This window comes from Flagellimonas flava, from assembly GCF_900129665.1.
Taxonomy (GTDB): Bacteria; Bacteroidota; Bacteroidia; order Flavobacteriales; family Flavobacteriaceae; genus Flagellimonas; species Flagellimonas flava.
Genome location: NZ_FQWL01000002.1, coordinates 504,048 through 529,068 on the forward strand (window position 1 = coordinate 504,048; position 25,021 = coordinate 529,068).

The following is a 25,021-nucleotide window of genomic DNA, read 5'->3' on the forward strand; positions in this document are numbered from 1 at the left end:
CGGCGCATAAAACGGGAGGTATTTTGGCATATTTAACCCCCTAGATGGTATAAATATGCATTAACTTTGGGACAATCAGCTACATTATATTCCAAACCTGTTTAAAACTTGTCCAATTTAAATTCTTTCATTCGTCTTCCTTAATAGAACCCATTAACACGAAATAAATTTAAACCCTATCACAAATGAGAAAACTGATTTTACCCTTAGTAGCCTTGTTGCTTTTTAGTTTTGGCAATGATACCTACAAGTTATCCGACGAGGACCGTAAGATGGCTGTAAAACATCTTAATGAGTCCAAGGAACAAATGGCCAAGGTGCTCAAAGGACTCACAGCCGAACAATTAAATTTTCAGCCAGGGGAAGATGTCTGGTCCATTGCCCAATGTGTGGAGCATTTGGCCATTTCTGAAAACGCCTTTGGCGGTTTAATCCAAAAAACCGTGGCAGCTGGACCCAATCCAGCTCTAAAGGATTCCGTAAAACTCAACGATGAGCAGCTATTGGGCATTATTAAGGACCGTAGCCAGCGGGTAAAAACCAGGGAACCCTTTGAGCCTTCCGGTAAGTTTGGTTCCCACGAGGCAACCGTGGAAGCCTTTATGAACAAAAGAAAAGAACACATCAGCTATTTGGAATCGACGGAGGACGATTTGAGGAACCTGTACAGCAGTGATCTTCCGTTCGGAACTATTGATGGTGTTCAGCTAATTCTATTCATGTCCGGCCATACCGATCGTCATGTAAGCCAAATGAAAGAAGTCATGGCGCATAAACTGTTCCCGGATAACGTGGATTAATTTGCGTTTAACATTTATTGGCAAACCCTTTCCATACCGGAAGGGGTTTATTTTTTAACTTTGAAGACATTCAAGAAATGAAGATATGAGAACACTTAAATCCCTCCTATTATTAGGGTTGATATTGGTAACCTTTGGGGTCACGGGCCAAGACAAAAAAGATCGGAAAATAATGAGCGATTCCAAAAAAGCAAAGAAAACCTTGCTGAAGGCAGATAGTGGTTTGGAACGTTTTTTCGATAATTCCGCAGGCTACGTATTGTTCCCCAATGTGGGCAAGGGCGGATTCATCATCGGAGGGGCTTCGGGGAACGGAGTGCTTTATGAGGGTGGCGAAGCTGTAGGAATGGCCGGGCTTAAAAAGCTTAATGTTGGTCTTCAAGCGGGAGGACAGGCCATTATAGAAATTATCTTTTTTGAAACCCCCGTGGATTTGGACCGATTTAAACAAGGGAAATTTCAATTTGCGGCAGAGACCTCAGCCGTTGCGCTAAAATCTGGAATAGCCTTTAACGCCAAGTACAAGGAAGGCGTAGCGGTTTTTGCTCTTCCCAAAGCGGGTCTAATGGCCGATGCCTCAGTTGGAGGACAAAAATTTAGTTATAAACCTTTTTAACGAAAAATATACTATAAATGAAAAGGGAGCGGTATTAACCGCTCCCTTTTTATATCCCAATGTTTCTGGTTTTAGAACTGGTAACGGATACCGAGTCCCAGGTCAAAATCAAAACCGTCGCCATAAAAATCATCATCTCCAAGACCAAACTCCGGTCTTAGATCCAAGGAAAGTAACAGTGGAATCTTAAAATTATATTCGATTCCAATATCCCCTGCGGCCAGAATAAAAGTGTTGGAACCTCCATTATCAACACTTACATTGCCAAGGCCTCCACCTGCACCTACATACCAATGAAAGGAATTGTCCAAGGGCATTACCCATTGGAAAAGACCAACGGCCTTAAAGGCATCATAACCGTCTCCTGTCCTAATTCCCAAATCAAATTCCAATCTTTTACTATCCTGAAGTCCCAATTGGTAGCTGATTTCAGCTCCCAAGGAATCAAAGCCATCATCATCACCGGCCCTAATACCCAATGCGTGCTTAGAAATTCGTTGTGCCTCACAGGTAAACACCAAAGCAAGACCAAAAAGTAGTGTCAAAAAAACATGTTTCATGGTATAGGTAATTTATAAGTTTACTGTTCTAATTTACGTTTGAAGGTTCATCTTGGATGTTTGTCGTGAAAATCCCAGCTGGATCAGGCCGCAAGTTTTAGCGTATTCCCATGTCTAAATTATTTACAACCTTACCTCCCCTTTTTCTCCTATGATAGCCAATAGTAAAAAGACAGTAACCTGGTCGGGGTCTATGTCATTATTGCTTTGTGGTTTTGGCCAGCAGCCATTCCCTGTGCTTTTTCGCGCCTTCAGCGGAGATTACCAAAATTTCTGGTTTGTCCTTTCTAAGACTAACTTTCCAATCATTGAACACCTCCCATTGATCGTTGGTAAATATTGGCCGGCCGTAGACCCTTCCCAAAGCATTTTTAATTCTGAGCTCCTCCTGTTTAGCTGTTAAAATCCAAAGCTTGTATAACTTCTCCTCCTTATCAAATTTGGCTTCAAATTTTCTTGGAAAGCCGGCATACTCAATACCAAAACAATCGATTTGGCTTTCGCCATTGGGGAAATCCATTATGCTTGAAAAAGTGGTTATAGAATCAAGATCCGGGATTAACCGCGCCCTATTCTCTCCAAACTTGAATACCTCTGGAATCAGCGCTGAAGTAGTATAATCGGGCACATCGTCAATAGAGCCAAAATAAGGGTTATCCCATGAAAACAAGTTGGCATGAAGACCCTCATCTGTAAGAAAAAAAGCTTGCTTCTTTTCCTCAGCTACTACAAGTTTATCATTTCCAGCAAAAAATTTATACCCCTTGTAAAATTCGACATCAGCCAATTTTGATACTCCATCACCATAAATGGAAATCATGCTCAATTTGTTATCTGCAAAAGTGAACACCACACTTTTGAATAAAAAAAAGTCGTGGACATTACAATCTTGATAAATCAATTGTTCCTCTTTTTTTTTCGACAAGGGAAAGGAAACCTTTTCTACATTTATCAAATGGCTGGATTGGCAATAGGGTTGCATTTTTTCCTCAACGGCATGCAAGCTATCATACATTTCAACGCCTCCGAAAACATTGGCAATCTGCGAATTTATGGTTTGAGGTAAAAAAAAGATTGCGCATAAGCCGAGCAGGTATGTTTTATGGTTCATGTTTAACTGGGTTTAATGATTGATTTACCTCTGTAATACCAGTATTTTCCCAAAAGGTTACATCCAATTTTAAAAGTCCCTACCCATATATTCCTGTTAAGGTTTACTTATGCTCTTTCGGGGAAAAGTCTTCAGGAGCATTTTGCGGCTGTTTTGTGGTTCCGGAGTCTCCCGTATCGTTAAAAACAGTCCATTCCATAAAAGTATAAACCGGGTTGGCCTCAATAATATCTGGATTCCGGACCGCCCGGCCATCCTCAAACTCGTGGTTGGTTCCGGAACCGTCCTCACCCACCATTCCAAAAGCATCAATGACCTTGCCGAAGGGATCTACCAACTCCAAATTGTCATCTCCATTGGAGTCCGCGGGGCTATTTGTTGAAATGCCCAAATCTGGCGGAAAACCGTAAACCATTTCGAATTCTTCGGCATTTGGTGAAACCACCAGCGTGCCATTTGCTTCGATGATGTTGCCAGACAAATCAACTTCCGAACCAATTTCCATATTATCATTGGTGTAACGTCTCAGGGTCCACAGGTTCAAATCCAGAGGGCTATCACCTGCATTATATAGTTCAACAAATCTTGCTGAGCTATTGTTGTCAGGATCAGCCAATTCTGAAATAAACACCTTGTTTGAGGTAAACTCTGTGATGATTTCTGGGCACCGTTCTTCGGTAAAATCAATATCTCCCAAACTTCGAATCATAAGTTGATAATCATCCCCGTCTTTCACTAAAACCCCGGTTATGGAACCCCTTCCCTCTGGCAGGGGTTCGGCTTGAAAATCGGCATATCCGCTGGTTACCAACTCTACTTGGTTCTCGTCACAATCTTGCAACATACGTATTGTTTCTTCTTGCTTAACTGCAAAAGTCTCCCCAAGCTCTTCATTCAGAAACTCCATATTTTCTAGCTTGATAAGGGTATTTAAGGGTAGCTGACCCAACTGGGATATCGTGGTTGACGTAGGCATGGCCTTTTCTTCTGCACAAGCGGAAAATAGGTGGTCTTTTACTTTAAGTGAGGGAAGTCTCCCAACGGAAATGTTTCCAAAGGAGGAAAAAGTGCCGCCAAGTTTGTATTCATCCTTTGTTTTACCCAAATAGAGTCCGTTCAATTTTATAAGAATTTTGGTGCCGGGCGGGAATTGTAGGTGGGATTGGCTTTGATCCATTTCAAACCGAAGGCCTTGAGTTGGGTTTTCCAGTTTATCCTGAATTATCAGTACCCCAAAAAAATTGCTTGCAATATCTGAGGAAACCACATATCCCTCTAAGACAAAGTCATCTAGAATTTGCAGAGTCTCCCCTTGATACAACGAATCCAATCCTTGAAAGTCCAAATTGGCTCCTGTCCCTTCGCCGCAGTCCAGGAGAGGTATCTCAAAATCGGGATTTGCAACGCAAGAATAGCTCAAAATCAATATCTGGACACCTAGGATTTTGACCAAAAACTGTATCCTTTTTATATTTGGATATATATTTTTCATTACAGACTTATTGCTAGGTTTAAAAAATAGGTGCGTCCATAACTGAACCAGTACTTTGGACCAAAAGATGGGGTTCCACTCAAATTGTCCTGCTGCATTTGCCCGAAATTTGCATTGCGACTTTGCTCATACCCCCCAGTCCTAAATACTGAATCAAATAGGTTGTTGACGCTTAAAAAAGTACTGATGTATTTCCCTTTGACCAGCCATGATTTTCCACCAACCAAATTCAGGAGGTAGCCTTCATCCATTTTTTGTTGATTCAAAAGTCTAACTGTGTTTTCTGGGATAGCCTCGGGATGTGTCGCATTTGTTTCCGGGTCGAGCAAAAAACTGTTTGTTCTAACAATTGTTGATATGCTGGCATAGTTTTCATCTAAATAATTGGCCGTTGCACCCATCCACCAGTATTTTGGACTTCGATATTCCACACCCAATGCCAGAGCAGTTTGTGGCCCTTGTGAAAGCTTTAACCCTTTGACCTTAGCGACGCCTAAGTCAACATTACCTTCTAAATTAATCAAGTCCTGCTGCTCCCCCGATGTATCAAAATATAACTGAACGTTTGGGTCGCTGGCGAATATGTAATCCCCCAGATTCCCGACTACGGACAACTTCACATCATTCGAGATTTGATATTCCACGCCAAGCTCAATGCCTTTATGGAGTCTATCCAGTCCTGTGACCACTTCTTGAACAAAATCTGAACCCAAACCCGTATCCGAATAAAAGAAGTTGATGTCGGTTGTATGCTGAAATCGGGTGTAAAAGGCACTAATTCTACCGGTCACGTCTGGTAATCTCAGATAATAGTTGGCGTCAACAGTGGTTATGTTTACTTTTTGCAGATCGGGTACCACATTATTGTTTTCCCTAGGGTTTGTAAACATGTCTTGTATAGTTGGCGGTCGTTGCATTGACCCTCCATGAAATGACAGACTATGTCTCCCGGTTATATGATAGGTAAACCCGGCCTTCAACCCAAATCCGGATAGGGCAAGCTGTTCACTTGCACCTAGAGAGTTTTCCAAATAGCGCTCATTTTGGAAAAGCCCGTTTCGCTGAAGCTTCAAACTTGAAACTGAAACCGTGGCAAATCCATTCCAACTATTTCCTTGGCTTTCCAACTGTCCGAAACCTTCTACCATGTTGGCTAACAGTTCAAAATCGTATCCTATCCTATCTCCGGTCTTTTTTGCAGAATTTCCTTGCAAATCGTTTTGGGTGTTTGAAAATGAATCCCTATCCCAGTACAAACCCGCCCCCAATAAATCTTTGATTTCCGCATAGTGGTTTGCAGAACTATTTTTGAAACTAGTTCCCAAACTAAGTTTGGTCTTGGAATTGATTTCCCAGCTCATGCTGCTCGTCACAGCAAGCTGAATTTCTTGAACCTTATCTTCCTGTAGTATATATTTTGCAGAATCATCGGCAGCATTGGTATTGGCCGCATACAATTGTTCCCAACGAATCTGTGGATGATTCCGAAACCCCTTCAGGGCAAGGTTTGTATTGGTAAAGTCAGCGCCGATGGCACTGTTTAAATGGTAACTTGGAACATTTTTGTAGTAGGTCGGGTCCGGATTTGGAGCATTTGAATATGCCAACCTGCTTTTTGCCGTTATGCCATCTTGGTACATTATTCCGCTGACCCAGCTTATTTTTTTTGATTCCATGAAATGGTTGAGCATAACAAAGGGTTCGAAAATTACCCGCTCCCTAGAATTCCTAATTTCCCCATTTTGATTTCCCCAATACGGATTGTACCGGTTTCCCATCAGACTATAGATTTCTTGGGTAAGCGCAGCAGAACGACCCCTTCTATTTTTGGCCAGCACAGCAGTGGCCAGCAAACTGTTTTTGGGATTCAGTTTATATTCCATTGCTCCGAAAAAGGAATATGCATCATAAAGAGTGCCATCAACATATCCGGTTTTTGCCCATCTCCGTGAGGAAGAAACAGCATAGGAGATCCCATCCCCGGACTGACCGGAACTATAGGTTGCCATAATCCTTCCTCTGTAAGTCCGATTAGATGCAGAAGTCGAGACACGCAAACCAGGCCTAAAACCAGAGGGTCTGGTATTTATGTTTGTGGTTCCCAGAATTCCTCCAAAGCCATAAGAATTCGTGGCCAAAGCATGGCTAAACTCCTGATTTCTTATAGCGTCATTTAATCCGCCCCAGTGATTCCATTGTGGTCGCCCATCCCAAAGCTTGTTCATGGAAATTCCATTTATTAGGACCTGACCTTGTCGAGAATCATAACCCCTGACCTTAAAAAAGGCCTGCCCAAAGTCAAAAGCAGCGCGATTCAAAAACACGTCTCTGGTAGACTGTAAAATTCCCATTGAAACTGAAGCTAGGTCATCATCATCCCCAAAATCGTTATCTGAAAGCGTAATTAAATTGTCATTTTTTTCAGAAGTGATATCCTTTTCCAACAGGATGTCTCCCAGTTCAATGGTACTGCCATCCAAAAAAAGCTCAAAGTATTTGGTAATAAATTCTGGTGCTGATATCTCTAGTGTTTGGTTTCCTTTGGCGGCTGCCAAAATGGTAAATTGTCCCTTGGAATCAATTTCAAATTCCTTTTTGCTCCCATTTAAGTTTAAATTGGCGCTGGGAAAAGGTTTACCCGTAAATCCATTCTTTACCGTACCGGAAATTAGGGTATTTTGCTGCCCGGTAACATAGGTGGTGCAACAAATCACCACAGCGAACATGGCGGTTCTCATATTGTGACCATTGTAGGTTAATAAAATAAAATTTGGGGTTATTTTCGTTTTTCGTTGTAAGAAAAACGAACAATCTTACTTATTTTAGATCAGAAAACAAAACCCAAATGCGATTTTTAACCTACTTACTACTTCTAGCATGGGGGCATTCGCATGCCCAAAAACAATCCACCTATAAATTAAGGACTATTGCTTTTTATAATGTGGAAAACCTGTTCGATACCATCAACGACACCTTAATCTTTGACGATGAACGTACTCCAGACGGCAGCTATCATTGGACCAGCAAACGGTATACGAAAAAAATTGAAAACATTAGTCACGTACTTTCCGAAATAGGTTCGGGAAAATCGGGAACATCTCCAGATATCATTGGTCTATGCGAAGTGGAAAACCGAAAAGTTGTTCAGGACCTTATATCCCATCCCAATTTGTTGGACAAGCATTACGGTATTGTTCATTTTGATTCACCCGACGCAAGGGGGATTGACGTTGCGCTTCTCTTTAAAAAAGAGGCCTTTATACCCATTTCTTTTAAAAGTCACAGGCTCCTGCTTTTTGATGAGCTAGGTGAACGGGATTATACCAGGGACCAACTGGTGGTAGGCGGTATGATGGATGGAGAGGAATTTCATTTCATTGTAAACCATTGGCCTTCAAGAAGAGGCGGAACCTCCAAAAGCAGTCCAAAACGCATTAGAGCGGCATTGTTGAACAAGCGTATCATGGATTCCATAAACCGAATTGATCCAGAAGCCAAAATCATAAGTATGGGTGACTTAAATGATGATCCCCGGGATACCAGTCTTAAAAAAGTACTGAAAACCAAGAACAGAATTTCCTTGACCGACACCACTGGTATTTTTAATCCTATGGACAAAATGTATAAGAAAGGCATAGGAAGTTTAGCCTATAGGGACAAGTGGAACCTTTTTGACCAATTTTTCATGACTTCCAATCTTATTGAACAGGCCCAAAGCGGATATACCTTTTGGAAAGCCGGAATTTACGCCCCAACCTTTATAAGAAACCAGAGCGGAAAGTATAAGGGCTATCCCTTGAGAACCTATTCTGGTAAAAACTACACCGGAGGGTACAGTGACCACTTTCCGGTGTATTTGTTTCTGATCAAAAGGATGAACTAAGTTCCTAGTCTAAAAATCCACAGCGCCACCCCATATTAAATGTTGGTCAGCAGAACCGTTGTAAGATAATCCTCCAAATTCATTGTTTCCTTGATGAACTTGATAGGTATTGAAATACTGATACGTCCAAGACCCATCAGGCCATTCCGCGACGACAGCAAAAATAATCGTCCTGCCTTCTATAATACCAGAGAATCTATTTCTTTTAATATTGTAATCACTGGTTTTTATTGCTTTTTTAAACTTTTCCTTCCATCCATGGTTTCGACCATAATTTTGCAATAATTGTAATGCCTCCTCCTCTAGTTTTTTGTTAGGTTCAAAAGGTTCAGGCACACTAAATTCGGGTATTTTACTGATGAGTTCCAAGCCTTCATCCACATTTGTTAAAAGCACTTGACCGGCAGCAAGTTCAACTTTTTTCTTCTGTTCCCATCTTCCCTTTGTCCCTCCATCAGCCACAGAATACTTCAACCCCAACAAAATAGAGTTGTCCTTTTTGGATTCAACGTATTTTTGGTGCTTTAACAACGCTTCAACAATGTGCATCTGTTGCACACTAATCCGTGGATCTTCATTTTCTTTCTCTTCAAATATTTTCTGTTCAAAAATGGGGTATCTCACCGACTCCCAGCCTAATTCTTCTTCTGTGGTTTTGTGGTCATAGTACATTGAACCATGGATGCTGTCCAAGTAATAATCATAGCGTAAATGTGCATTTTTTATCCTTCTAGGGTTTACGGCAAATTGTTTATACATCTCAAGCGGGCCTGAGTTGTTGGCAATAAAAAGCCTACAAAATAGGGCCAACTCTTCCATTTTGGACATATCATACGTGGCAACAAAATTGCTTTCGTCATCCCATTTCCTTTCAATGGTCTCATTGGCAAAGACATATCCACCCAAATTGTTTTTATGGATGTCGCTAAAAAACTCATGGCTCAGGAGATCGGTGGTGTCAATTTCTTGAGGAGTCCAATAAAAAGGGGATTGGGCAATGTCTTTTTTGGAGGGTCCTCCGGAACATCCAATTAGAAAAGTAGCAGCAAGGGTACCGCTCAAATAGGTTAAGATTCTCATGGTTTTATATTTATTTGGTTAAATATTAATCCTTGAGGTTGATACTATGTAAGAGGCCTGTTATGAGTGGAGGATGAAAAAAAATAATCAAAACAAAACCCCATGCACGTTGGCACATGAGGTTATACTAATATATGTTGAAAGTAAGAAAAATTAAATGTCCTACAAAATCTACTTATTTTCCAACTTGACTTTTTTGAAACACGAATCCCTATTCTGGTTTTAGCTAAACCACTGTCCCCAAGGAATACGGAGCAGGATCAACAAGAGTCCCAAACCATAGAATATCGCTATACTCTTGAATTTCTTACCACTGTCTTCCTTCTTCTTATGCCTGGACCATCCAATGGTGATCAGTGCTATTGCCAGAATGTTGGTAAAAGGGTGTTCCACAGCCAATAAGCGCGCTGCCGAATTTAATCCTCCCATTCCCAAGGTCTGAATGGCTTTAAGGCCGTTAGCCGAAATAAAGAAAAGTAATAGGCCTATTACCAACTGGATATGACTCAAAATAAGAGCAAATAAACTTACCCTAAGGTCTTTATGCATGGTAAATTCCCGTTTAGACATAAGACCGGATATGGCGTTGAATACGGCTAGGATAAGAATGGCCAGTACCACATAGGCCAAATAGGAGTGGAGGTTCTTGATGATTTCCATACGAATAGTTTGTGAGGACTAAAAATACGGATTTGGCAACAAAAAACCCTGCCGATGGGCAGGGTTTTGATATCTTAAATAGATTTTGTCCTAGAAGTTATAGCGCATGCTAATGTTCCAAGTTCTTCCAAAACCAAAGAATACTTTGTTGCTGGTATCCAAACCTCTAAAAGTTTGTGCGTTACCTTCAGCAAAAGTGTTGGTCAAGGATTCGGCGATATACTCCGTATCAAATACGTTGTTTACGTTGGCCGCAATGCTGATAGCATCATTGCCACTTCCAATATTGAAGCTGTAGTATGCTCCAAAATCAAACAAACTGTAGCTAGGCAATCTCAGTGACCCTTGATTGTTGGCAGTATCAAAATCCTCCGCATTAATCTGCGCAAACAATCTAGAGGCCGAATATAGGTTACCACTTAATTTAAGGTTTTCGATAGGTCTAACTATCATTTCCAAATTGGCAGTGAACTGAGCTGCATCACCTACCTTAACATCATCTAAGAACAGTGTAACTTCCGGGTCGATGATATTTCTGTCATCATCCAAAGCGGCACCAGTTGGATTTCCTGCATATTCCCAATTTGCCATGGAAAGCATTCCTCTAAACTGAACCACATCGGAAGCACGATAGTTGGTCTCGATCTCAAGCCCTGTATGTATTTGCTCTACACCATTGATGTTGGCGGTACCTTCATCTCCATTAGGAGTCTCAATATCCAAATCTTGGAACCTATCTTTCCAAGTGGTTCTATAGATGTTAACCTTGGCTCTGAAATCTCCAAGGTTCAAGCCATATCCTGCTTCAAGACCCAAGATTTTTTCGTTGGTCAAATCAGGGTTAAGGTCATTTCTAAAGTTAAGGTAAACCGCATCAAACAATGGTTGTTTGGAGTAGTATCCAGCGTTTACAAAGACATTGTGAGCTTCATCAACATTGTAGTTCACGCCCCCTTTGATGTTACCTCCCAATCTGTTTTCAAAATCGGTTTCCTGCTCTGGATCAGAATCCAAATAGTTGAAGTAATCTATCCTTTTAAATCCTTGCTGGGAAACACCGCCCTGCATAAATGCGGACCATGTTCCATCTGAGTACTCTATCTGACCAAAGGTACCCAACCATCTTACGATACCGTCGTTATAGTAATCTATCTTTTCCTCAGCGTCAATGTCCTTAAACACGTTAACGATAGATCCAAAATCAGACTCGATTACACCATCTTGTCTAACCGTATGCTCAGGATTATTGATGTCATCGTCATCAAAATAACCATCTGCACCCAATAGGTTGTCCACTCTTCTGTAGTGAATTCCCTTGTAGGATCTTGCATCAATACCAACATCCCAGCTCCATTTGTCATTGATATCGGTATGAAGGTTGGCAATCAATCCAAACCAGTTGTGCGAGTTGATGGATGCTCTTCTAATGATTCCATCTCCACGGCTGGTAATGATCTGCTCACCATTGGTAGGCGCAATTTGATACTGGTTTCCGTCATAGAAGGTAACTTCTTCACCAGAATTGTATCGGGAAATCAAATCATAATCAACCAATCCAGTTTCTGGAATTCTATATCTACTGGAGCTTGCAAAACCAAAGCTTGGTCCTGAACCAATATCTCCAGTTCCCCCACCTCTACCATAAGAGGCATAGGCAGATGAAGAAAGGGTGGTTTTATCATTGAATCTGTGTTCCCAGTTGAAGGAAACAACAGGTTTGTGGTAAAAATTACGTCTCCAACCAAATTGTTCCCCGTTTAGGAATCCATGGTTGAAGTTGTACAAAGCACCATATTGTAAGTGGTCCTCAATGGTAGCCACGTTGAAGAAGCTAGAAGTTCTTTGGTTATGAACCTGAGGTGCACCTGTCAGCATAAACTGGAAACTATTTTTGGCGTTGGGTTCATATCCCAAACCAATGAAGTAGTTGTAACCTTCAAATTCTGTTCCTTGTACGTAGCCGTCACCAGAAGTTCTTCCCAACAAAATGCTTGCGGCAAAACCTTTTTCACTTTTACCGGTGTTGTAAGAAGCCACCATTTTCATGTAGCCATCGTTACCACCACCAAAACGTACAGAACCACCTTCTTCCAAATCAGTAGATTTGGTGATAATGTTAATGGTTCCACCCACAGAGCTAATGGCCAGTTTAGAGGAACCAAGTCCCCTTTGTACCTGCATTGCTGTGGTTACATCACTAAGACCGGCCCAGTTACTCCAGAATACACGACCATTTTCCATGTCGTTTACCGGAATACCGTTGATCATAATCGCGGTGTTCTGCGAATCGAATCCGCGAACGTTAATCCTCCCATCACCAAATCCACCTCCCGTTTTGGTAGCATAGATTGAAGGTGTGGACTTCAAAACCTCAGGAAGTTCCTGAGATCCAATTTTTTCTTGGATTTCTGTGGCCATGATGGTAGAAACCGCTACTGGTGTCTCCCGTTCCTTGGCAATGTCCAAAATTCCTGTTACGATAACACCTTCCAATTCTTCGGCATCAGGAGCCAAAGCAATGGTTCCAATATTGCCTGCAGAAGTGAAGGCAACTGTTTTGGCCACAAATCCAATGTAGGAAATCACCAGTGTCCCTGAACTCTCAGATACCTCGAGTGTAAAATTCCCATCAAAATTGGTGGATGTTCCGTTTTCTGTGCCTTGAAGCACAACACTGGCACCGGGAAGCGGCCCCCCTAGCTCACCGTCTACGACGGTACCTGTAATGGTCCCTTGTGAAAATGCCATTGCGGACACTAGTATGGCCGCAAAAGCTAAGTAAATTCGTTTCATTTTACAGTGTTTAAATTGTTTAATTAGCCCTGCAAAAGTGATGCATTTTTGAGATAACCTTATTAAGGAAAAGTTAAAAAAGGGCTTTTTTGTTAATATAAAATTAACATTTAAAACGAGCTGACCAACAAGTATTTAGGTTTTTTCCCGAAGAATGGTAACCTATTAATTTACTTCTTAAATTTTTGCAAAAGATGAAGTGTAGAGCTATCATGGTTACCAATAGTGGAATTCTCTATTTCCGTAAGAATGGTCTTGGCCAATTGCTTCCCTAACTCTACGCCCCACTGGTCGTAACTAAAGATATTCCAGATAATGCCCTGAACAAATATTTTGTGCTCGTACAGCGCAATCAGAGCTCCCAAATTTTTGGGATTTAGCTTTTTGAGCAATAGGGTATTGGTGGGTTTATTTCCTTCAAAGACCTTGAAAGGCAACAGCGATTCAAGTTGTTCCTGACTTAGGTTCTGTTGTTCCAGTTCTCTTTTAACTTCTTCAGGGGTTTTCCCATTCATAAGAGCCTCTGTCTGTGCAAAGAAATTGGCCATGAGTTTGTTGTGATGATCCACATTTCCATGCAGGGATTCTTTAAATCCAATAAAGTCTGCTGGAATAAGTTTGGTTCCCTGGTGAATCAACTGGAAAAATGCATGCTGGGAATTGGTTCCGGGTTCGCCCCATATAATGGTGCCAGTTTCATAGGATGTCCTATTGCCGGCCCTGTCCATACTTTTACCATTACTCTCCATAATCCCTTGCTGTAGATAAGCCGAAAATCTACTTAAGTATTGCGAATACGGGATAATAGCTTCCGTTTCAGCACCATAAAAATTATTGTACCAAACACTCAACATCGCCAAAATCACGGGGATGTTTGCTTCGAACGGGGTATTTCTGAAATGCTCATCCATGCCATGCGCTCCCGACAATAGTTCGTCAAAATTCTCAAAACCAACGGCTAGTGCGATGGAAAGACCGACCGCGCTCCAGAGGGAAAAACGCCCTCCAACCCAATCCCACATGGGAAATACATTGGCAGCATCGATGCCAAATTCAGCTATTTTTTCCGTATTGGTTGAAACCGCAGCAAAGTGAAGGGCTATATCTTGTTCAGAAGCCTTCTGCAAAAACCACTCTTTTATAGTCAATGCATTGCTCAAGGTTTCTTGAGTGGTAAAAGTCTTGGAAACCACCACAAACAAGGTAGTTTCAGGGTTCAGTTCCTTCAGCACTTCCTGCACATGATCCCCATCCACATTACTTACAAAATGGGTTTTGAGGTGATTTTTATAGTAGGAAAGGGCTTCGGTGACCATGGCCGGACCTAAATCCGAGCCCCCGATACCAATGTTCACAACATCGGTAAAAGCTTTGTTGGTAAATCCCGTACGTTTGCCAGAAATTATTTCTTCGGTAAAGCCCTTTATTTTTTCCTTAACGGCATAAACCTCAGGCACTACATTCTTCCGATCGACAAAAACTTCATCGCCCTGTTTGGCCCTAAGTGCCGTGTGCAACACTCCCCTTCCTTCGGTCTGGTTGATGGCATCTCCGCCGAAATAGCTTGAAATCGCTGCTTTTAGATCAACTTCTTCAGCCAGCTCCATCAATAAGGAAATGGTCTCCGATGTTATCCTGTTTTTGGAATAATCCACCAAAAAGTCCCCCCATTCCAAGGTGAACTTTGGGCCTCGATCTGTGTCATCGGCAAAAAGCTCTCTTAGATGTGTGTCTTTGGTATTTTGGTGATGTTCTTGAAGTTTTTTCCAGGCTTGGGTGGTAGTAGGGTTGATTTTGGGTAATGCCATTTTAAGGATTCAGGGTTAGTTGGTTTTCCTGTAATTCAGTTTCGGGATCTGGTTCCGGTTCAGGAATTAGATATTCAATGCAATCTAATTTTGTCTTTAACGGGTCAATGTATGTCATATAATCTGTTCGAAGTGAATCCGCAATAGGTTCAGCTGCCGGTAATTTTTCCCTTAGGGGGTCCACTTGTCGACCATTTTTCCAAAATCTATAGCAAACGTGGGGGCCTCCTGTATTTCCAGTCATGCCAACCCATCCGATTACATCTCCCTGTCGCACAAACTCGCCTCTTTTCACCTTCTGTTTTTTCATGTGAAGGTATTGGGTGCTATAGGTGCCATTATGTCTAACCTTAACATACCTTCCGTTGCCTCCTCTTCTGGTAGACTCAGTCACCGTCCCATCCGCTGTTGCTATAATAGGTGTGCCGATTGGGGCGGCATAATCCGTTCCCTTATGGGGTCTTACTTTATAACCGTAATAGGCAATCCTTCTTTTAAGGTTGTATCTGGAGGACAGTCGATAACCAAACTTTATGGGAGCCCTTAAGAAAGTGCTCCTAAGATTATTGGCCTCATCATCAAAATAATCGGTTATCTGTTTCAGGGAATCCGCAACATAGGAGAAGGCATAGATAGGTTTGCCTTTGTGCTCAAAGTAAGCGGCTTCAATAGGTTCGGCCCCTGCATAAATGCTATCATTGATATATCGTTCCTTGTAGATCACTTTAAACTTATCCCCCTTTTCCAATCGGAAGAAATCGATGGTCCAGGCGTAGATCTCTGAAAGGTTTAGGGTAACATCATAGTCTATGCCCTGGTCCAAAATCGCTTCGGACAATGAGGATTCTATAATACCCGAGGCTTCCCTTTCCACGTATTTCACCTTCTTTTTGCTTTTATAGGCCACTACGGTATCCCGAAGGTCCACCACCGTATAGTTAATGCGATCGTTTTCATAAATAAAAACCTCCGCCACTTCAGAGGTATCTTTGGATCTTAGAATATGATAGGGTTTTCCCGCTCTGATCTTGCGGACATCAAAGGTATCTCGGTACTTTTCCGATACGGTGACTATCTTGGGATAGTCCACCTTGTTTTTCAGCATTAGCTCTCCAAAGCTATCCCCGTTCTTAATAGTGTCGTGGACCACATGGAAATCCTCAACATTAAAGCCAAAAAGCTTTACAATGGGTTTCTCAATCACTTCCGGAGGTCCCAATTCTTCGGCTAGTACCTGTTTCTCCTTGCAAGACGCCAAAACCAACACCAATGCCAAAATTGCCCCAATAAATTTCTGCATTTTTACTTTCTATTTTCGGGATTAAAGATATGGTCTACCCATTGTTTACCCCAGTTGTCCAACTCTTCTTCCGAGTACAAAGTTGGGAAAAATATTATTTTCTGAAAACTTGGAGGCAAAAAGTCCTTCCAATTGGTTCCTCCTGTGGCTTCCACCTCTTTGTTTTCCTTGGCCAAATATCTGTACGCGGAGCCCATGTGCATAAGGGGCCAATTTACGTTGGCATTCATATCCATGTCCTTCAAAGCGGATATCAATTCTTCATTCTCCCTAAGTTTTTTTGGCAATTGCAGGTACTTGTGATAAATGGTACTACTCTTTACCTGATTGGAAATACGAAGTAATCTAGGGGTATATCGAAATTCAAATTGTTTTAAGGTCAATGTCTTTTCCCCGGTGGACAGATCGGTCGCTCCCTTCTTCCAATAGATATGTTCAAAAAGTTCTTCAATGTTGTTTTCTTTCGAAAATGAATCCCGTTCGGATTGGTGCACCAAATTTTCCAAGGGAGTTGCGTAAATCTCAATCATGCGGTATTGGGCCGATTGAAATCCACTTGCGGGAAGCAAGGCCATGCGATAGCGCAAAAACTGTTCCCGTTCCATGCCCCTGATCATAATACTGAACGAAGATATCAGAGCTTTGAAATAACTATTGATTCTTCTTATTTTTTCGATGAAAAAGGCCAAATCCTGGGAACGATCATCTACAATTTGCTTTTGCTCATGAAGGATAAGCTTAAAGTACAGTTCCGTGATTTGGTGATACATAATGAATATCTCCTCGTCCGGAAAATGGGTGCGGGGCACCTGAATACTCAATAAGGTGTCCAAGTGGATGTAATCCCAGTAGGTAAGGTATTTCTGATAAAGGAGCCCGTCTAGGTAGGAGCTTAGGTCTTGCCCGGAATTTTTGAACTTTTCTTCAAGCTTATTGATTTGGGACTCAATTCGCTCATCATTCGCCATTAAAACTATTTCATTATTATTTTAAACTGGTTTCTCAATCCATTGTATCCGTCCAAATCGGCTTTAATGGAACCCACCGCCAAATCGGCTTTGATTCTAACCGGAATCTTGTTTAGGTCGTTGGATACCCAAAGGGTAAGACTCTCTTTTTCCTTGAAAACCCTGCCCGATTGAACCAGGGGCCTAAATTTAAGACATTCTACCTTACCAAACTTGGTGCGAATCACTTCTTTTCCTAGGTATTTCAATTGAAATTTGAAAACACCATCATCGTCAAAAAGCATGTCAAGATCAATGGATTGCCCTTCCTTGAACTCCTTGAGTTGGTAACGGTCCCTAAGATGATAACTGGCTGAAAGCAAATCCTGGATGCTATTGTGCACGGGTATATCCAATTGTTTGCCCGCCTTGTTGTCTTTTAATATTGCTTTTTCTTGGTTATAGTTGAAATCAATTTCTATATCCTTGGTATATCCGCCCTCATCCGTTTTTCGGATAAATCGGTACGGTTTACCATCTTTTCTATCAAAATAACTCTCGAAAGTGTCGTCAACCTTAAAAAATATACTTGCAAATCCGGTGGTCTTTCCCCTTCCCACCACATGATAAACCGGAACACTGTCCAAAGTCTTGGAACTAAGGTGCAGTGTTGCGTAGCTGGCATTCAGAAATCCATAGTGGATACGGAACTTGAGCCATTCACCACTTTTAAAAGCCGGGTAGTGCTTTTGGGCCATAGCCGGCATTACAAGCAGAAGGAAAATAAGGGCAAATAACTTTTTCATAACTGTTTTGTCGGTATAAAATTACTAAAATCGCATTTTAAGCAGGTTAGTTTACAATTACTTAAACAAAACTTGTTCCAAAATAGTATATATAAAAAAAGCCCAGTTGAAACACTGGGCTTTTCCTAAATAACCAACCAAACTTTAAATTATGAAAAACCAATACTTAAAGTTATAAGGGAACCACCCCTTATGTGGTGTAAATATACGCCAAGGTCTTGTAGGAAAATAAGTTTTTAACGGACTTTAACTCTCTTTGCGTCAATCCGCATAATAACTATGGTTTTTTTACAATTTTTTAAGAAGAAAAGCGTGGTTTTGCCACGGAAAAAGTCATTAGAACCAATATCCCACGCTAAAAAAGAAGTTGTTGGTATTGATTTCGGGACTCCATGAATAATAGATCTGGATTGGCCCCAAAAAGGACTCCAAACCATAACCTAGCCCATATCCTGAAAAGCTTGGTTCAGTGAACCAGTTCCCGGTCCGAAACAGGTCATCCTCGACGTTCGCAAAATTTGCTGAAAACAACAAATGGTTCTTTGGCGCAAAATTATAATCCAAACGGCCATACGCTTTTACAAAGCTGTTACCAGGCAGGCTCAAAAAATCATACCCAAAGAAAGGAGTAAAGTTGTTTACAAAGTCATTTCCAAATCCTCCAAGGACAAAATCAAAAGAGGTAATTCCAGAAGTTCCCAGTTTAACCCCTCCTTCGGTCTCTAGATTCAAGGTCAGGTTATGAAAAAGGGGTATTGCCGTTCCCATTCGTGCCTTGCCAATGGAAAATTCCCGAAAGTTATCGTTGAAATCGGACGAAAATAGATACAAATGGAAGTCGCTATCAAAATAAAGTCCCTTGGTTGGGAAGTATTTGTCATCATAGGTATCCAGGGTGATTTTTCCGTAGGTGCTGAAGAAATTGGAGTCCTCAAAAAAGGTCCTTCCATTTTCCGAAGGGAGAAATATACCCTCAGCATCTGCATTCAACTGGTTCAATGTACGGGTACTGTAACGTAGTAGTTTGTGTTCCACTCCTATGGTAAATGCAAACTCCTCACGCAGCACCGTTTGTAAATAAATCTGATTGGTCAGATCGGTTACATCCAGATTAATCTCGCTAATGTTGGGGTCATTTGGAGCATCAAAATTGTTTCGAATAAGATTGTAATCGATCTCTTCATCAAAATCGGTAAAACGGGAATTGATGCCAAAACTCCAGTAGTACCCTTTATCCAAATAATACTGCATGTTGTATCGAATATGGTCCCCCAGGATAAAATCGAAGGACGCCACATCATCCTTTAGCAGGAAATTCTTCTTGGTAAGGTTGATCAGTGCCGAGCTTTTGTACAGATCGTCATAGTGCGCCGACATTTTAATGAACATTTTTGTAGGGTTCTCCTTGAGTTTCAAGATCAAATCGGTTCCAAGACCGTTGGATACCAATTCGTACCTAATGGCCTTGAAGTTACCGGTGGCCGAAAGATTGTTTATGCCTTGTTTTAGTTTCTCAAAAGAGGTTTTTTCCGCCAAATCAAATCTAAGTTTTCCTTTAATGTATCCACGGGTATACCGGTCGTTACCTCTAATAATAAGTCTATTGATAGTGAGACTGTCCCTCCCCACTATCCTTTTTTGGGGGTGCTGGTTACTGTTCTGGCGCTTTGCAACTTTCTGGAGTTCCTCCAACTTTTCCATGGTAGCCATCTCACCGCTGACCACAATTTCTTCGCTGCGGTCAAAATCAATTACGGAGAAATCGTCTATGTTGGGCCTGATATAAATATCCGTTTCCCCCGCCTTTCGCTTCATATCGGCAACCGTTCGGTAATTATTGATCTGCAATAGAATTTCAGTAGCCGAGGAAAGCGATTCCCGGGTGGACAAACCATGTTGCACATCCACGCCAATAATAATATCAGCTCCCATCTCCCGTATCTCATCAATGGGGTAATTGTTTACCACCCCACCGTCAATGAGAATCTGCCCATCTATCTCAGAAGGTTCAAATAACGACGGGAATGTACCACTTGCCATTATGGCTTCTGGCAAATATCCCCTATCCAATAACACCTCTTCACCGGTTTCCACGTCGGTGGCCACACATAAAAATGGTGTAGGCAATTGTTTAAAATCCTGAATGTCCTTCACATGAAAAAGTAGTCGGACCAACTCGTTGTAGATATTTTGCCCGCCAGAAATTGCTTGGGGGAACGACACATTAAAATTGGTAAAGGGCAATCCCAGCGCATAACGTTCAGAGTCTTCCTTTTCATAAAATGTCTTGGCTCCTCTGGGCACATTGTCCTGAATGAGTTTGGTAAAATTGGTCACTCTAAAAATAGAATCGAGTTCATGTCCGGAATATCCCGATGCGTAAAGGGCCCCAACTATGGCACCCATGCTGGTTCCTCCAATATAATCCACTTTGATGCCCGCCTCATCTATAACCTTCAATGCTCCAATATGGGCCAATCCCTTGGCCCCTCCTCCGCTAAGCACCAGCCCAATCTTTGGTTCCTCCTGGGCATTTGCGTGCTGCCCGGTCAACCAAAGACCGAAAAATGCAAAAACAAACAACAGTGTTTTTTTAATTCCCATTTTTGCTAATGAAAGGTTTTATGGATTTTTTTTGCCTTCGCCATTCCGACTAATTCTGCCAAACTCTCAATACTTGCCTCTTTGACCCGTTTGACCGATTTAAAATTTTTCAATAGTTGTTCCGCTGTTTTTTTTCCAATGCCCTCAATATTCTCCAGCTCCGAATCTATGGCGCCCTTACTTCTTCGGTTTCGGTGATGGGTGATACCAAATCGATGCGCTTCATTTCGCAGCTGTTGGATGATTTTAAGGCTTTCCGATTTTTTATCAAGATATAAGGGAATGGGGTCATCCGGAAAATAGATTTCCTCCAAACGTTTTGCAATCCCAATAATCGCAATCTTTCCCCTTAACCCCAAAACCTCAAGACTCTTTAAGGCCGAGGACAACTGGCCTTTACCTCCATCAATAACAATAAGTTGTGGCAAGGGTTCATCTTCATTGACCAATCTTTTGTACCTCCGGAACACCACCTCTTCCATACTCGCAAAATCATCCGGTCCTTCCACCGTCTTTATGTTAAAATGTCGATATTCCTTTTTGGAAGGTTTTCCATTTTTAAAGACTACGCAGGCAGCAACTGGATTACTTCCCTGAATGTTTGAATTATCAAAACACTCAATATGGGTAGGTTCTTCGGACAACCTTAAATCGGCCTTCATTTGTGCCATGATTCTTTTGGCATGACGGTCCGGATCCGTAATCTTGATCTGCTTGAACCTATCTTGCCTAAAAAATCGGGCGTTCCGTTCAGAGAGTTCCAAAATTCTTTTTTTATCGCCAAGTTTGGGCAATGTTACTTTTATATTTTCTTCTACCAGAACTGGGAAAGGAAGATAGATTTCCTTGGATAGGGAATTAAAACGTTGTCTGATTTCCGTGATGGCCAGCTGTAACAACTCCTCATCCGTTTCTTCCAACTTCTTTTTGATTTCCATGGTATGCGAACGCACAATGGAACCATGCGACAATTGCAAGAAATTCACGTAGCCATGGGTTTTATCGGAGATAATGGAGAATACATCAACATTATTGATTTTTGGGTTTACCACAGTGGAGCGGGCCTGATAGTTCTCCAAAATCTCAATCTTATCCTTTATTCGCTGGGCCTTTTCAAACTCCATTTGGGTTGCCAAATCTTTCATCTGCGCTTTGAAGAAATGTAATGACCCTTTAAAATTTCCCTTTATGATCTGCCTTATATTCTCAATTTGTCCATGGTAATCCTCTTCGGTTTGAAAACCTTCACAAGGCCCAAGGCAATTGCCCAAATGATATTCCAGACATACCTTGTATTTCCCAGCCGCAATTTTTTCCTCTGAAAGGTCGTAATTGCAGGTTCTAAGGGGATATAAACTTTTGACCAGGTCCAACAAGGTCCTAACGGTTTTCATGCTGGTATAGGGCCCATAGTATTCCGACCCGTCCTTGATCAATTTTCGGGTAGAAAATACTCTGGGAAACCGCTCCTTTTTGATACAAATCCAGGGATAGGATTTATCATCCTTAAGCAGGACATTATACCTAGGTAATAGTTTTTTGATCAAATTGTTTTCCAGCAAGAGCGCATCGGACTCGGTGGACACTACAATATGCTTTACCGAATCGATTTTTTTGACAAGAACCCTTGTTTTTCCGTATTCCTGTTTCTTATTGAAATAAGAGGAAACTCTTTTCTTAAGATTTTTGGCCTTCCCAACATAAAGAATCTTCCCCTCAACGTCATAAAACTGATAAACGCCGGGACTGTTGGGCAGGGTACTGATCTGTACACTAATTGAAGATGATTTGGACATAAAACTTTCCAAAAAAGGCTCTAAACAAAAGTAGGCCTTATAACGAGTGTTTTTTTGTTAAAATTGACTAAACCCCGTTTCGCATTGATCAAAGGGCAAGTTCAATTTACGGATAAAACCTGGCAGTTTTAAAATTGAAATGCCCACTTTGATTCTGTTTGGTGCATTTCAATTTCCATTCGAACACCATAATGTAATAGAATTTGGAAAAATCATTTTTTTGGCCATACAAAATTTGTCTGAAAAAACCCCAATTAGGCCCATATTGTTAAACCGATGCTAAAAATGATGCTTTTCATCGATAAAAAATGCATTTCACGGTACTTTTTTCAATTCTTTTACTTACATTTAACCACATAAATACAATTCTATGGAGAACTATGTTATTGTTTTGGGAATGTATTTGATTTTGATGTTATTCTTCAAAATCTTTTTTTCGGTTTCGGCCAGAGATTAACTTTATAGGTTCCCCAAAACACCTACCCCAAAATCTTCAACACTAGATGTTGAAACATGAACTAAGAAAAAATTATAAAGAACTGAGAAAGGGTTTAACTCCTGAAAAAATCTCGGATTTAAGTATACTTCTTGCAAATCATGTATTAGAAATCCCAATATGGGATTTTTTTTATTTCCATATTTTTCTAAGCATCTCAGAGCACAAGGAGGTAGATACCCTACCCTTGATTACACTTCTACAAGGAAGGGACAAAAATGTGGTGATCCCCAAAGTTTCCAGCAAAAACAGTTTGGAGCATTTTTTGCTCACTGACAACACCACCTTTAAAAAAAATAAATGGAACATTCCTGAACCCGTTGACGGCATTCCAATTCCAGAAGAAAAAATAGAAGTTGTCTTTCTACCTTTACTAGCTTTCGACCAGAGTGGGAATCGAGTGGGCTATGGCAAAGGGTTTTATGACACTTTTCTTCGCAAATGCAATCCCAAAACCCTTAAAATTGGACTATCTTTTTTTGAGGCCGAAACGGCCATAAAGGATGTTCATGAAAATGACATTCCCTTGGACTATTGTATTAGCCCAGAGAAGGTATACAAGTTTTAATCCTTGGCCGTTTCCTTGGAGCGCTTGGGAAACGCCTTTTTGTTGAATACAATCAATATTCCAACTCCTGTGCTTATGGCCGTATCGGCTATATTAAATACAGGTTCAAAAAAACGGAATCTATTTCCTCCGACCGAGGGCACCCAATCTGGCCAAGTGGCATCCACCATTGGGAAATAAAGCATGTCCACCACCTTGCCATAAAACATCTGTCCATAAGGTTCGCTTGAAAACAATGTGGCCACCTGGTTGTTGCTATGGTCAAAAATCATTCCGTAGAAAACCGAATCAATGATATTGCCCAAAGCTCCGGCGAATATCAGTGACACAGCAAGAATCAAGGTTTTGGGGGATTGTTTCTTGATGATGTCCCAAAGCCAGTATCCAATTCCAAGAATGGCAAAGAGTCTAAATATGGTCAGCACCAATTTTCCAACAGATTCGGAAATGGGAAGAATATCACTCAATTTGGTACCCCAGGCCGCTCCTTCATTCTCAATAAACAGAATCTTGAACCAACTCAACACGTCAACCGATTCACCCAAAATAAAATTGGTCTTCACATAAATCTTGCTCACCTGGTCTATTACTAAGACCAGCACTATGATCAACAGGGACTTTTTTAGATTCATACCTTGTAAAAGAGATTGCGCAAAAGTAGGGATATTATTTCGTTTTCTTCAGTTGGATTGTGCCTTCTATGGTGTTCAAAATGTACCTGTTATCACCTTTTGGAATATCATCTCTCACCACCCTGCCGTAAGTGCTCTTCGCATTTATATTTCCATTTGCCGTCTCCAAAAAAATGTCTCCTTTTTGTGTCTGCACCGTCACGGATTCCCCAATATCCTTAAGAACGCATCTTCCATTGGATAAACTCACATTTAGATTTTTAAAATCTCCACTGGCCTTAACATTACTCACGGTGCCGTAAACAGATACATTCTTGTATTGAGGAACGCTTACATCCAGGGCGATGGAAACCACCTTATGTGCACTTAATTTATCGTTTGGCGCTGTGAAGTTGGGCTGAAAAGTTGCAGCGATCAATATGGTCTCTCCCCGTTCCTCCAAGGTCACTACCAAATCCTTGGCGTACTCTCCTTCCATGAGGGCCGAAACCTCTACTTCGTTTGACTTTGAAGTAGAAAGGGTAACTCGATAGCAAAATTGGGAATCAACTTGAATATATTCAACACTTGGTGGAAGAAAAGCTTTCTTGACCACCTTCTGGCCATGAAGGCTTCCCATAAGAAAGAAACCTATAAAACCAAGCAGCCATCTCATCAGAAAAAACGCCCGAGGGCGTTTTCATTATTTCTGCATGTTCTTGGCCTCAATGCTTAAAGTGGCATGGGGAACAAGCTTAAGACGTTCCTTATTGATGAGTTTTCCGGTAACACGGCAAATCCCGTAAGTTTTGTTTTCTATACGAAGTAGTGCATTTTTAAGATCCCTGATAAATTTCTCCTGTCGAATTGCCAATTGGGTATTTGCTTCCTTGCTCATGGTTTCCGAACCCTCTTCAAATGCTTTGAAGGTGGGAGAGGTATCATCCGTGCCATTATTTCCGTCATTCATATAAGAACTCTTCAAAAGTTCCAAATGCTTTTGGGCCTTTTCTATTTTTTCCTCTATCAGTGCTCTAAATTCCTCAAGGTCTTTATCGGCGTATCTTACTTTTAAATCTTGTGCCATTTC

Annotated in this window: 20 protein-coding genes; 4 read left to right on the top strand and 16 right to left on the bottom strand. The window is 41.3% G+C overall.

The features are described 5' to 3' along the window. The first annotated feature begins 185 nt into the window (after positions 1–185). A complete protein-coding gene (locus BUC10_RS08115) occupies positions 186–800 on the top strand; it encodes a DinB family protein (protein ID WP_073178207.1) in 615 nt (204 codons plus the stop codon). A gap of 85 nt (positions 801–885) precedes the next feature. Then, complete coding sequence (locus tag BUC10_RS08120) at positions 886–1,416, top strand: lipid-binding SYLF domain-containing protein (protein ID WP_073178209.1); 531 nt, start codon at positions 886–888, stop codon at positions 1,414–1,416. Between the two features lie 71 nt (positions 1,417–1,487). Here BUC10_RS08120 and BUC10_RS08125 read toward each other — a convergent pair whose 3' ends face one another. From BUC10_RS08125 to BUC10_RS08140, 4 genes are all read right to left on the bottom strand, one after another. Beyond that, complete coding sequence (locus BUC10_RS08125; protein ID WP_073178211.1) at positions 1,488–1,976, bottom strand: hypothetical protein; 489 nt, start codon at positions 1,974–1,976, stop codon at positions 1,488–1,490. Between the two features lie 199 nt (positions 1,977–2,175). After that, positions 2,176–3,087, bottom strand: coding sequence for a hypothetical protein (locus BUC10_RS08130; protein WP_073178213.1), 912 nt, complete (start codon positions 3,085–3,087; stop codon positions 2,176–2,178). Between the two features lie 103 nt (positions 3,088–3,190). After that, positions 3,191–4,579, bottom strand: coding sequence for a DUF5689 domain-containing protein (locus BUC10_RS08135; protein ID WP_073178216.1), 1,389 nt, complete (start codon positions 4,577–4,579; stop codon positions 3,191–3,193). After that, complete coding sequence (locus BUC10_RS08140) at positions 4,579–7,317, bottom strand: peptidase associated/transthyretin-like domain-containing protein (protein WP_073178218.1); 2,739 nt, start codon at positions 7,315–7,317, stop codon at positions 4,579–4,581. Before BUC10_RS08140 ends, BUC10_RS08135 begins: the two co-directional genes overlap by 1 nt. Positions 7,318–7,424: 107 nt before the next feature. On the opposite strand from BUC10_RS08140, the gene BUC10_RS08145 reads away from it, so the two are divergent. Then, a complete protein-coding gene (locus BUC10_RS08145; RefSeq protein WP_073178220.1) occupies positions 7,425–8,462 on the top strand; it encodes an endonuclease/exonuclease/phosphatase family protein in 1,038 nt (345 codons plus the stop codon). A 9-nt stretch (positions 8,463–8,471) separates the two neighbouring features. Here BUC10_RS08145 and BUC10_RS08150 read toward each other — a convergent pair whose 3' ends face one another. The 9 genes from BUC10_RS08150 to uvrC all read right to left on the bottom strand — a co-directional run bounded on the left by BUC10_RS08150 (position 8,472) and on the right by uvrC (position 22,256). Then, positions 8,472–9,542, bottom strand: a complete 1,071-nt coding sequence (locus tag BUC10_RS08150) for a hypothetical protein (protein ID WP_073178222.1) — start codon at positions 9,540–9,542, stop codon at positions 8,472–8,474. Positions 9,543–9,764: 222 nt separating this feature from the next. Further along, entirely contained in the window at positions 9,765–10,202 is a 438-nt protein-coding gene (locus tag BUC10_RS08155; protein WP_073178224.1) for a hypothetical protein, read from the bottom strand. Positions 10,203–10,292: 90 nt separating this feature from the next. Continuing rightward, positions 10,293–12,995, bottom strand: coding sequence for a TonB-dependent receptor (locus tag BUC10_RS08160; protein ID WP_073178226.1), 2,703 nt, complete (start codon positions 12,993–12,995; stop codon positions 10,293–10,295). Positions 12,996–13,165: 170 nt separating this feature from the next. After that, positions 13,166–14,803: a glucose-6-phosphate isomerase gene (gene pgi / locus BUC10_RS08165; protein WP_073178228.1), complete on the bottom strand. Its 1,638-nt coding sequence runs from the start codon at positions 14,801–14,803 to the stop codon at positions 13,166–13,168. A gap of 1 nt (position 14,804) precedes the next feature. Further along, positions 14,805–16,103 carry a M23 family metallopeptidase gene (locus tag BUC10_RS08170; RefSeq protein WP_073178230.1) on the bottom strand — a complete coding sequence of 433 codons (1,299 nt, stop codon included), beginning with the start codon at positions 16,101–16,103 and terminating at the stop codon, positions 14,805–14,807. A 2-nt stretch (positions 16,104–16,105) separates the two neighbouring features. Further along, on the bottom strand, positions 16,106–17,071 hold the full coding sequence (locus tag BUC10_RS08175; RefSeq protein ID WP_073178232.1) for a tryptophan 2,3-dioxygenase family protein: 966 nt from the start codon (positions 17,069–17,071) through the stop codon (positions 16,106–16,108). Between the two features lie 5 nt (positions 17,072–17,076). Continuing rightward, a complete protein-coding gene (locus tag BUC10_RS08180; protein WP_073178235.1) occupies positions 17,077–17,856 on the bottom strand; it encodes a DUF3108 domain-containing protein in 780 nt (259 codons plus the stop codon). A gap of 336 nt (positions 17,857–18,192) precedes the next feature. After that, entirely contained in the window at positions 18,193–20,460 is a 2,268-nt protein-coding gene (locus BUC10_RS08185; protein ID WP_073178237.1) for a patatin-like phospholipase family protein, read from the bottom strand. Between the two features lie 5 nt (positions 20,461–20,465). After that, a complete protein-coding gene (uvrC, locus tag BUC10_RS08190; RefSeq protein ID WP_073178239.1) occupies positions 20,466–22,256 on the bottom strand; it encodes an excinuclease ABC subunit UvrC in 1,791 nt (596 codons plus the stop codon). Positions 22,257–22,759: 503 nt separating this feature from the next. Between uvrC and BUC10_RS08195 the strand changes: the two genes are divergently transcribed. Beyond that, positions 22,760–23,320 carry a 5-formyltetrahydrofolate cyclo-ligase gene (locus BUC10_RS08195; RefSeq protein ID WP_073178241.1) on the top strand — a complete coding sequence of 187 codons (561 nt, stop codon included), beginning with the start codon at positions 22,760–22,762 and terminating at the stop codon, positions 23,318–23,320. On the opposite strand, the gene BUC10_RS08200 is transcribed toward BUC10_RS08195, so the two are convergent. From BUC10_RS08200 to BUC10_RS08210, 3 genes are all read right to left on the bottom strand, one after another. Further along, positions 23,317–23,952, bottom strand: coding sequence for a lipoprotein signal peptidase (locus BUC10_RS08200; RefSeq protein ID WP_073178243.1), 636 nt, complete (start codon positions 23,950–23,952; stop codon positions 23,317–23,319). The two genes, BUC10_RS08195 and BUC10_RS08200, sit on opposite strands and share 4 nt — an antisense overlap. A gap of 34 nt (positions 23,953–23,986) precedes the next feature. Beyond that, the gene (locus BUC10_RS08205) at positions 23,987–24,571 is read right to left on the bottom strand and encodes a DUF4097 family beta strand repeat-containing protein (RefSeq protein WP_245812800.1); all 585 of its coding nucleotides are present in this window, start codon (positions 24,569–24,571) and stop codon (positions 23,987–23,989) included. A 63-nt stretch (positions 24,572–24,634) separates the two neighbouring features. Next, positions 24,635–25,018: a TraR/DksA family transcriptional regulator gene (locus tag BUC10_RS08210; RefSeq protein ID WP_073178247.1), complete on the bottom strand. Its 384-nt coding sequence runs from the start codon at positions 25,016–25,018 to the stop codon at positions 24,635–24,637. Positions 25,019–25,021: the final 3 nt, after the last annotated feature.

Bases quoted from the DNA above. Each gene is read 5' to 3' on its own strand.
- BUC10_RS08150 (WP_073178222.1), bottom strand. From the start codon at position 9,542: ATGAGAATCTTAACCTATTTGAGCGGTACCCTTGCTGCTACTTTTCTA.
- BUC10_RS08120 (WP_073178209.1), top strand. From the start codon at position 886: ATGAGAACACTTAAATCCCTCCTATTATTAGGGTTGATATTGGTAACC.
- pgi (WP_073178228.1), bottom strand. From the start codon at position 14,803: ATGGCATTACCCAAAATCAACCCTACTACCACCCAAGCCTGGAAAAAA.
- BUC10_RS08115 (WP_073178207.1), top strand. From the start codon at position 186: ATGAGAAAACTGATTTTACCCTTAGTAGCCTTGTTGCTTTTTAGTTTT.
- BUC10_RS08185 (WP_073178237.1), bottom strand. From the start codon at position 20,460: ATGGGAATTAAAAAAACACTGTTGTTTGTTTTTGCATTTTTCGGTCTT.
- BUC10_RS08130 (WP_073178213.1), bottom strand. From the start codon at position 3,087: ATGAACCATAAAACATACCTGCTCGGCTTATGCGCAATCTTTTTTTTA.
- BUC10_RS08160 (WP_073178226.1), bottom strand. From the start codon at position 12,995: ATGAAACGAATTTACTTAGCTTTTGCGGCCATACTAGTGTCCGCAATG.
- BUC10_RS08195 (WP_073178241.1), top strand. From the start codon at position 22,760: ATGTTGAAACATGAACTAAGAAAAAATTATAAAGAACTGAGAAAGGGT.
- BUC10_RS08135 (WP_073178216.1), bottom strand. From the start codon at position 4,579: ATGAAAAATATATATCCAAATATAAAAAGGATACAGTTTTTGGTCAAA.
- BUC10_RS08210 (WP_073178247.1), bottom strand. From the start codon at position 25,018: ATGGCACAAGATTTAAAAGTAAGATACGCCGATAAAGACCTTGAGGAA.
- BUC10_RS08125 (WP_073178211.1), bottom strand. From the start codon at position 1,976: ATGAAACATGTTTTTTTGACACTACTTTTTGGTCTTGCTTTGGTGTTT.
- BUC10_RS08155 (WP_073178224.1), bottom strand. From the start codon at position 10,202: ATGGAAATCATCAAGAACCTCCACTCCTATTTGGCCTATGTGGTACTG.
- BUC10_RS08205 (WP_245812800.1), bottom strand. From the start codon at position 24,571: ATGGGAAGCCTTCATGGCCAGAAGGTGGTCAAGAAAGCTTTTCTTCCA.
- BUC10_RS08170 (WP_073178230.1), bottom strand. From the start codon at position 16,103: ATGCAGAAATTTATTGGGGCAATTTTGGCATTGGTGTTGGTTTTGGCG.
- BUC10_RS08180 (WP_073178235.1), bottom strand. From the start codon at position 17,856: ATGAAAAAGTTATTTGCCCTTATTTTCCTTCTGCTTGTAATGCCGGCT.
- uvrC (WP_073178239.1), bottom strand. From the start codon at position 22,256: ATGTCCAAATCATCTTCAATTAGTGTACAGATCAGTACCCTGCCCAAC.
- BUC10_RS08140 (WP_073178218.1), bottom strand. From the start codon at position 7,317: ATGAGAACCGCCATGTTCGCTGTGGTGATTTGTTGCACCACCTATGTT.
- BUC10_RS08200 (WP_073178243.1), bottom strand. From the start codon at position 23,952: ATGAATCTAAAAAAGTCCCTGTTGATCATAGTGCTGGTCTTAGTAATA.
- BUC10_RS08175 (WP_073178232.1), bottom strand. From the start codon at position 17,071: ATGGCGAATGATGAGCGAATTGAGTCCCAAATCAATAAGCTTGAAGAA.
- BUC10_RS08145 (WP_073178220.1), top strand. From the start codon at position 7,425: ATGCGATTTTTAACCTACTTACTACTTCTAGCATGGGGGCATTCGCAT.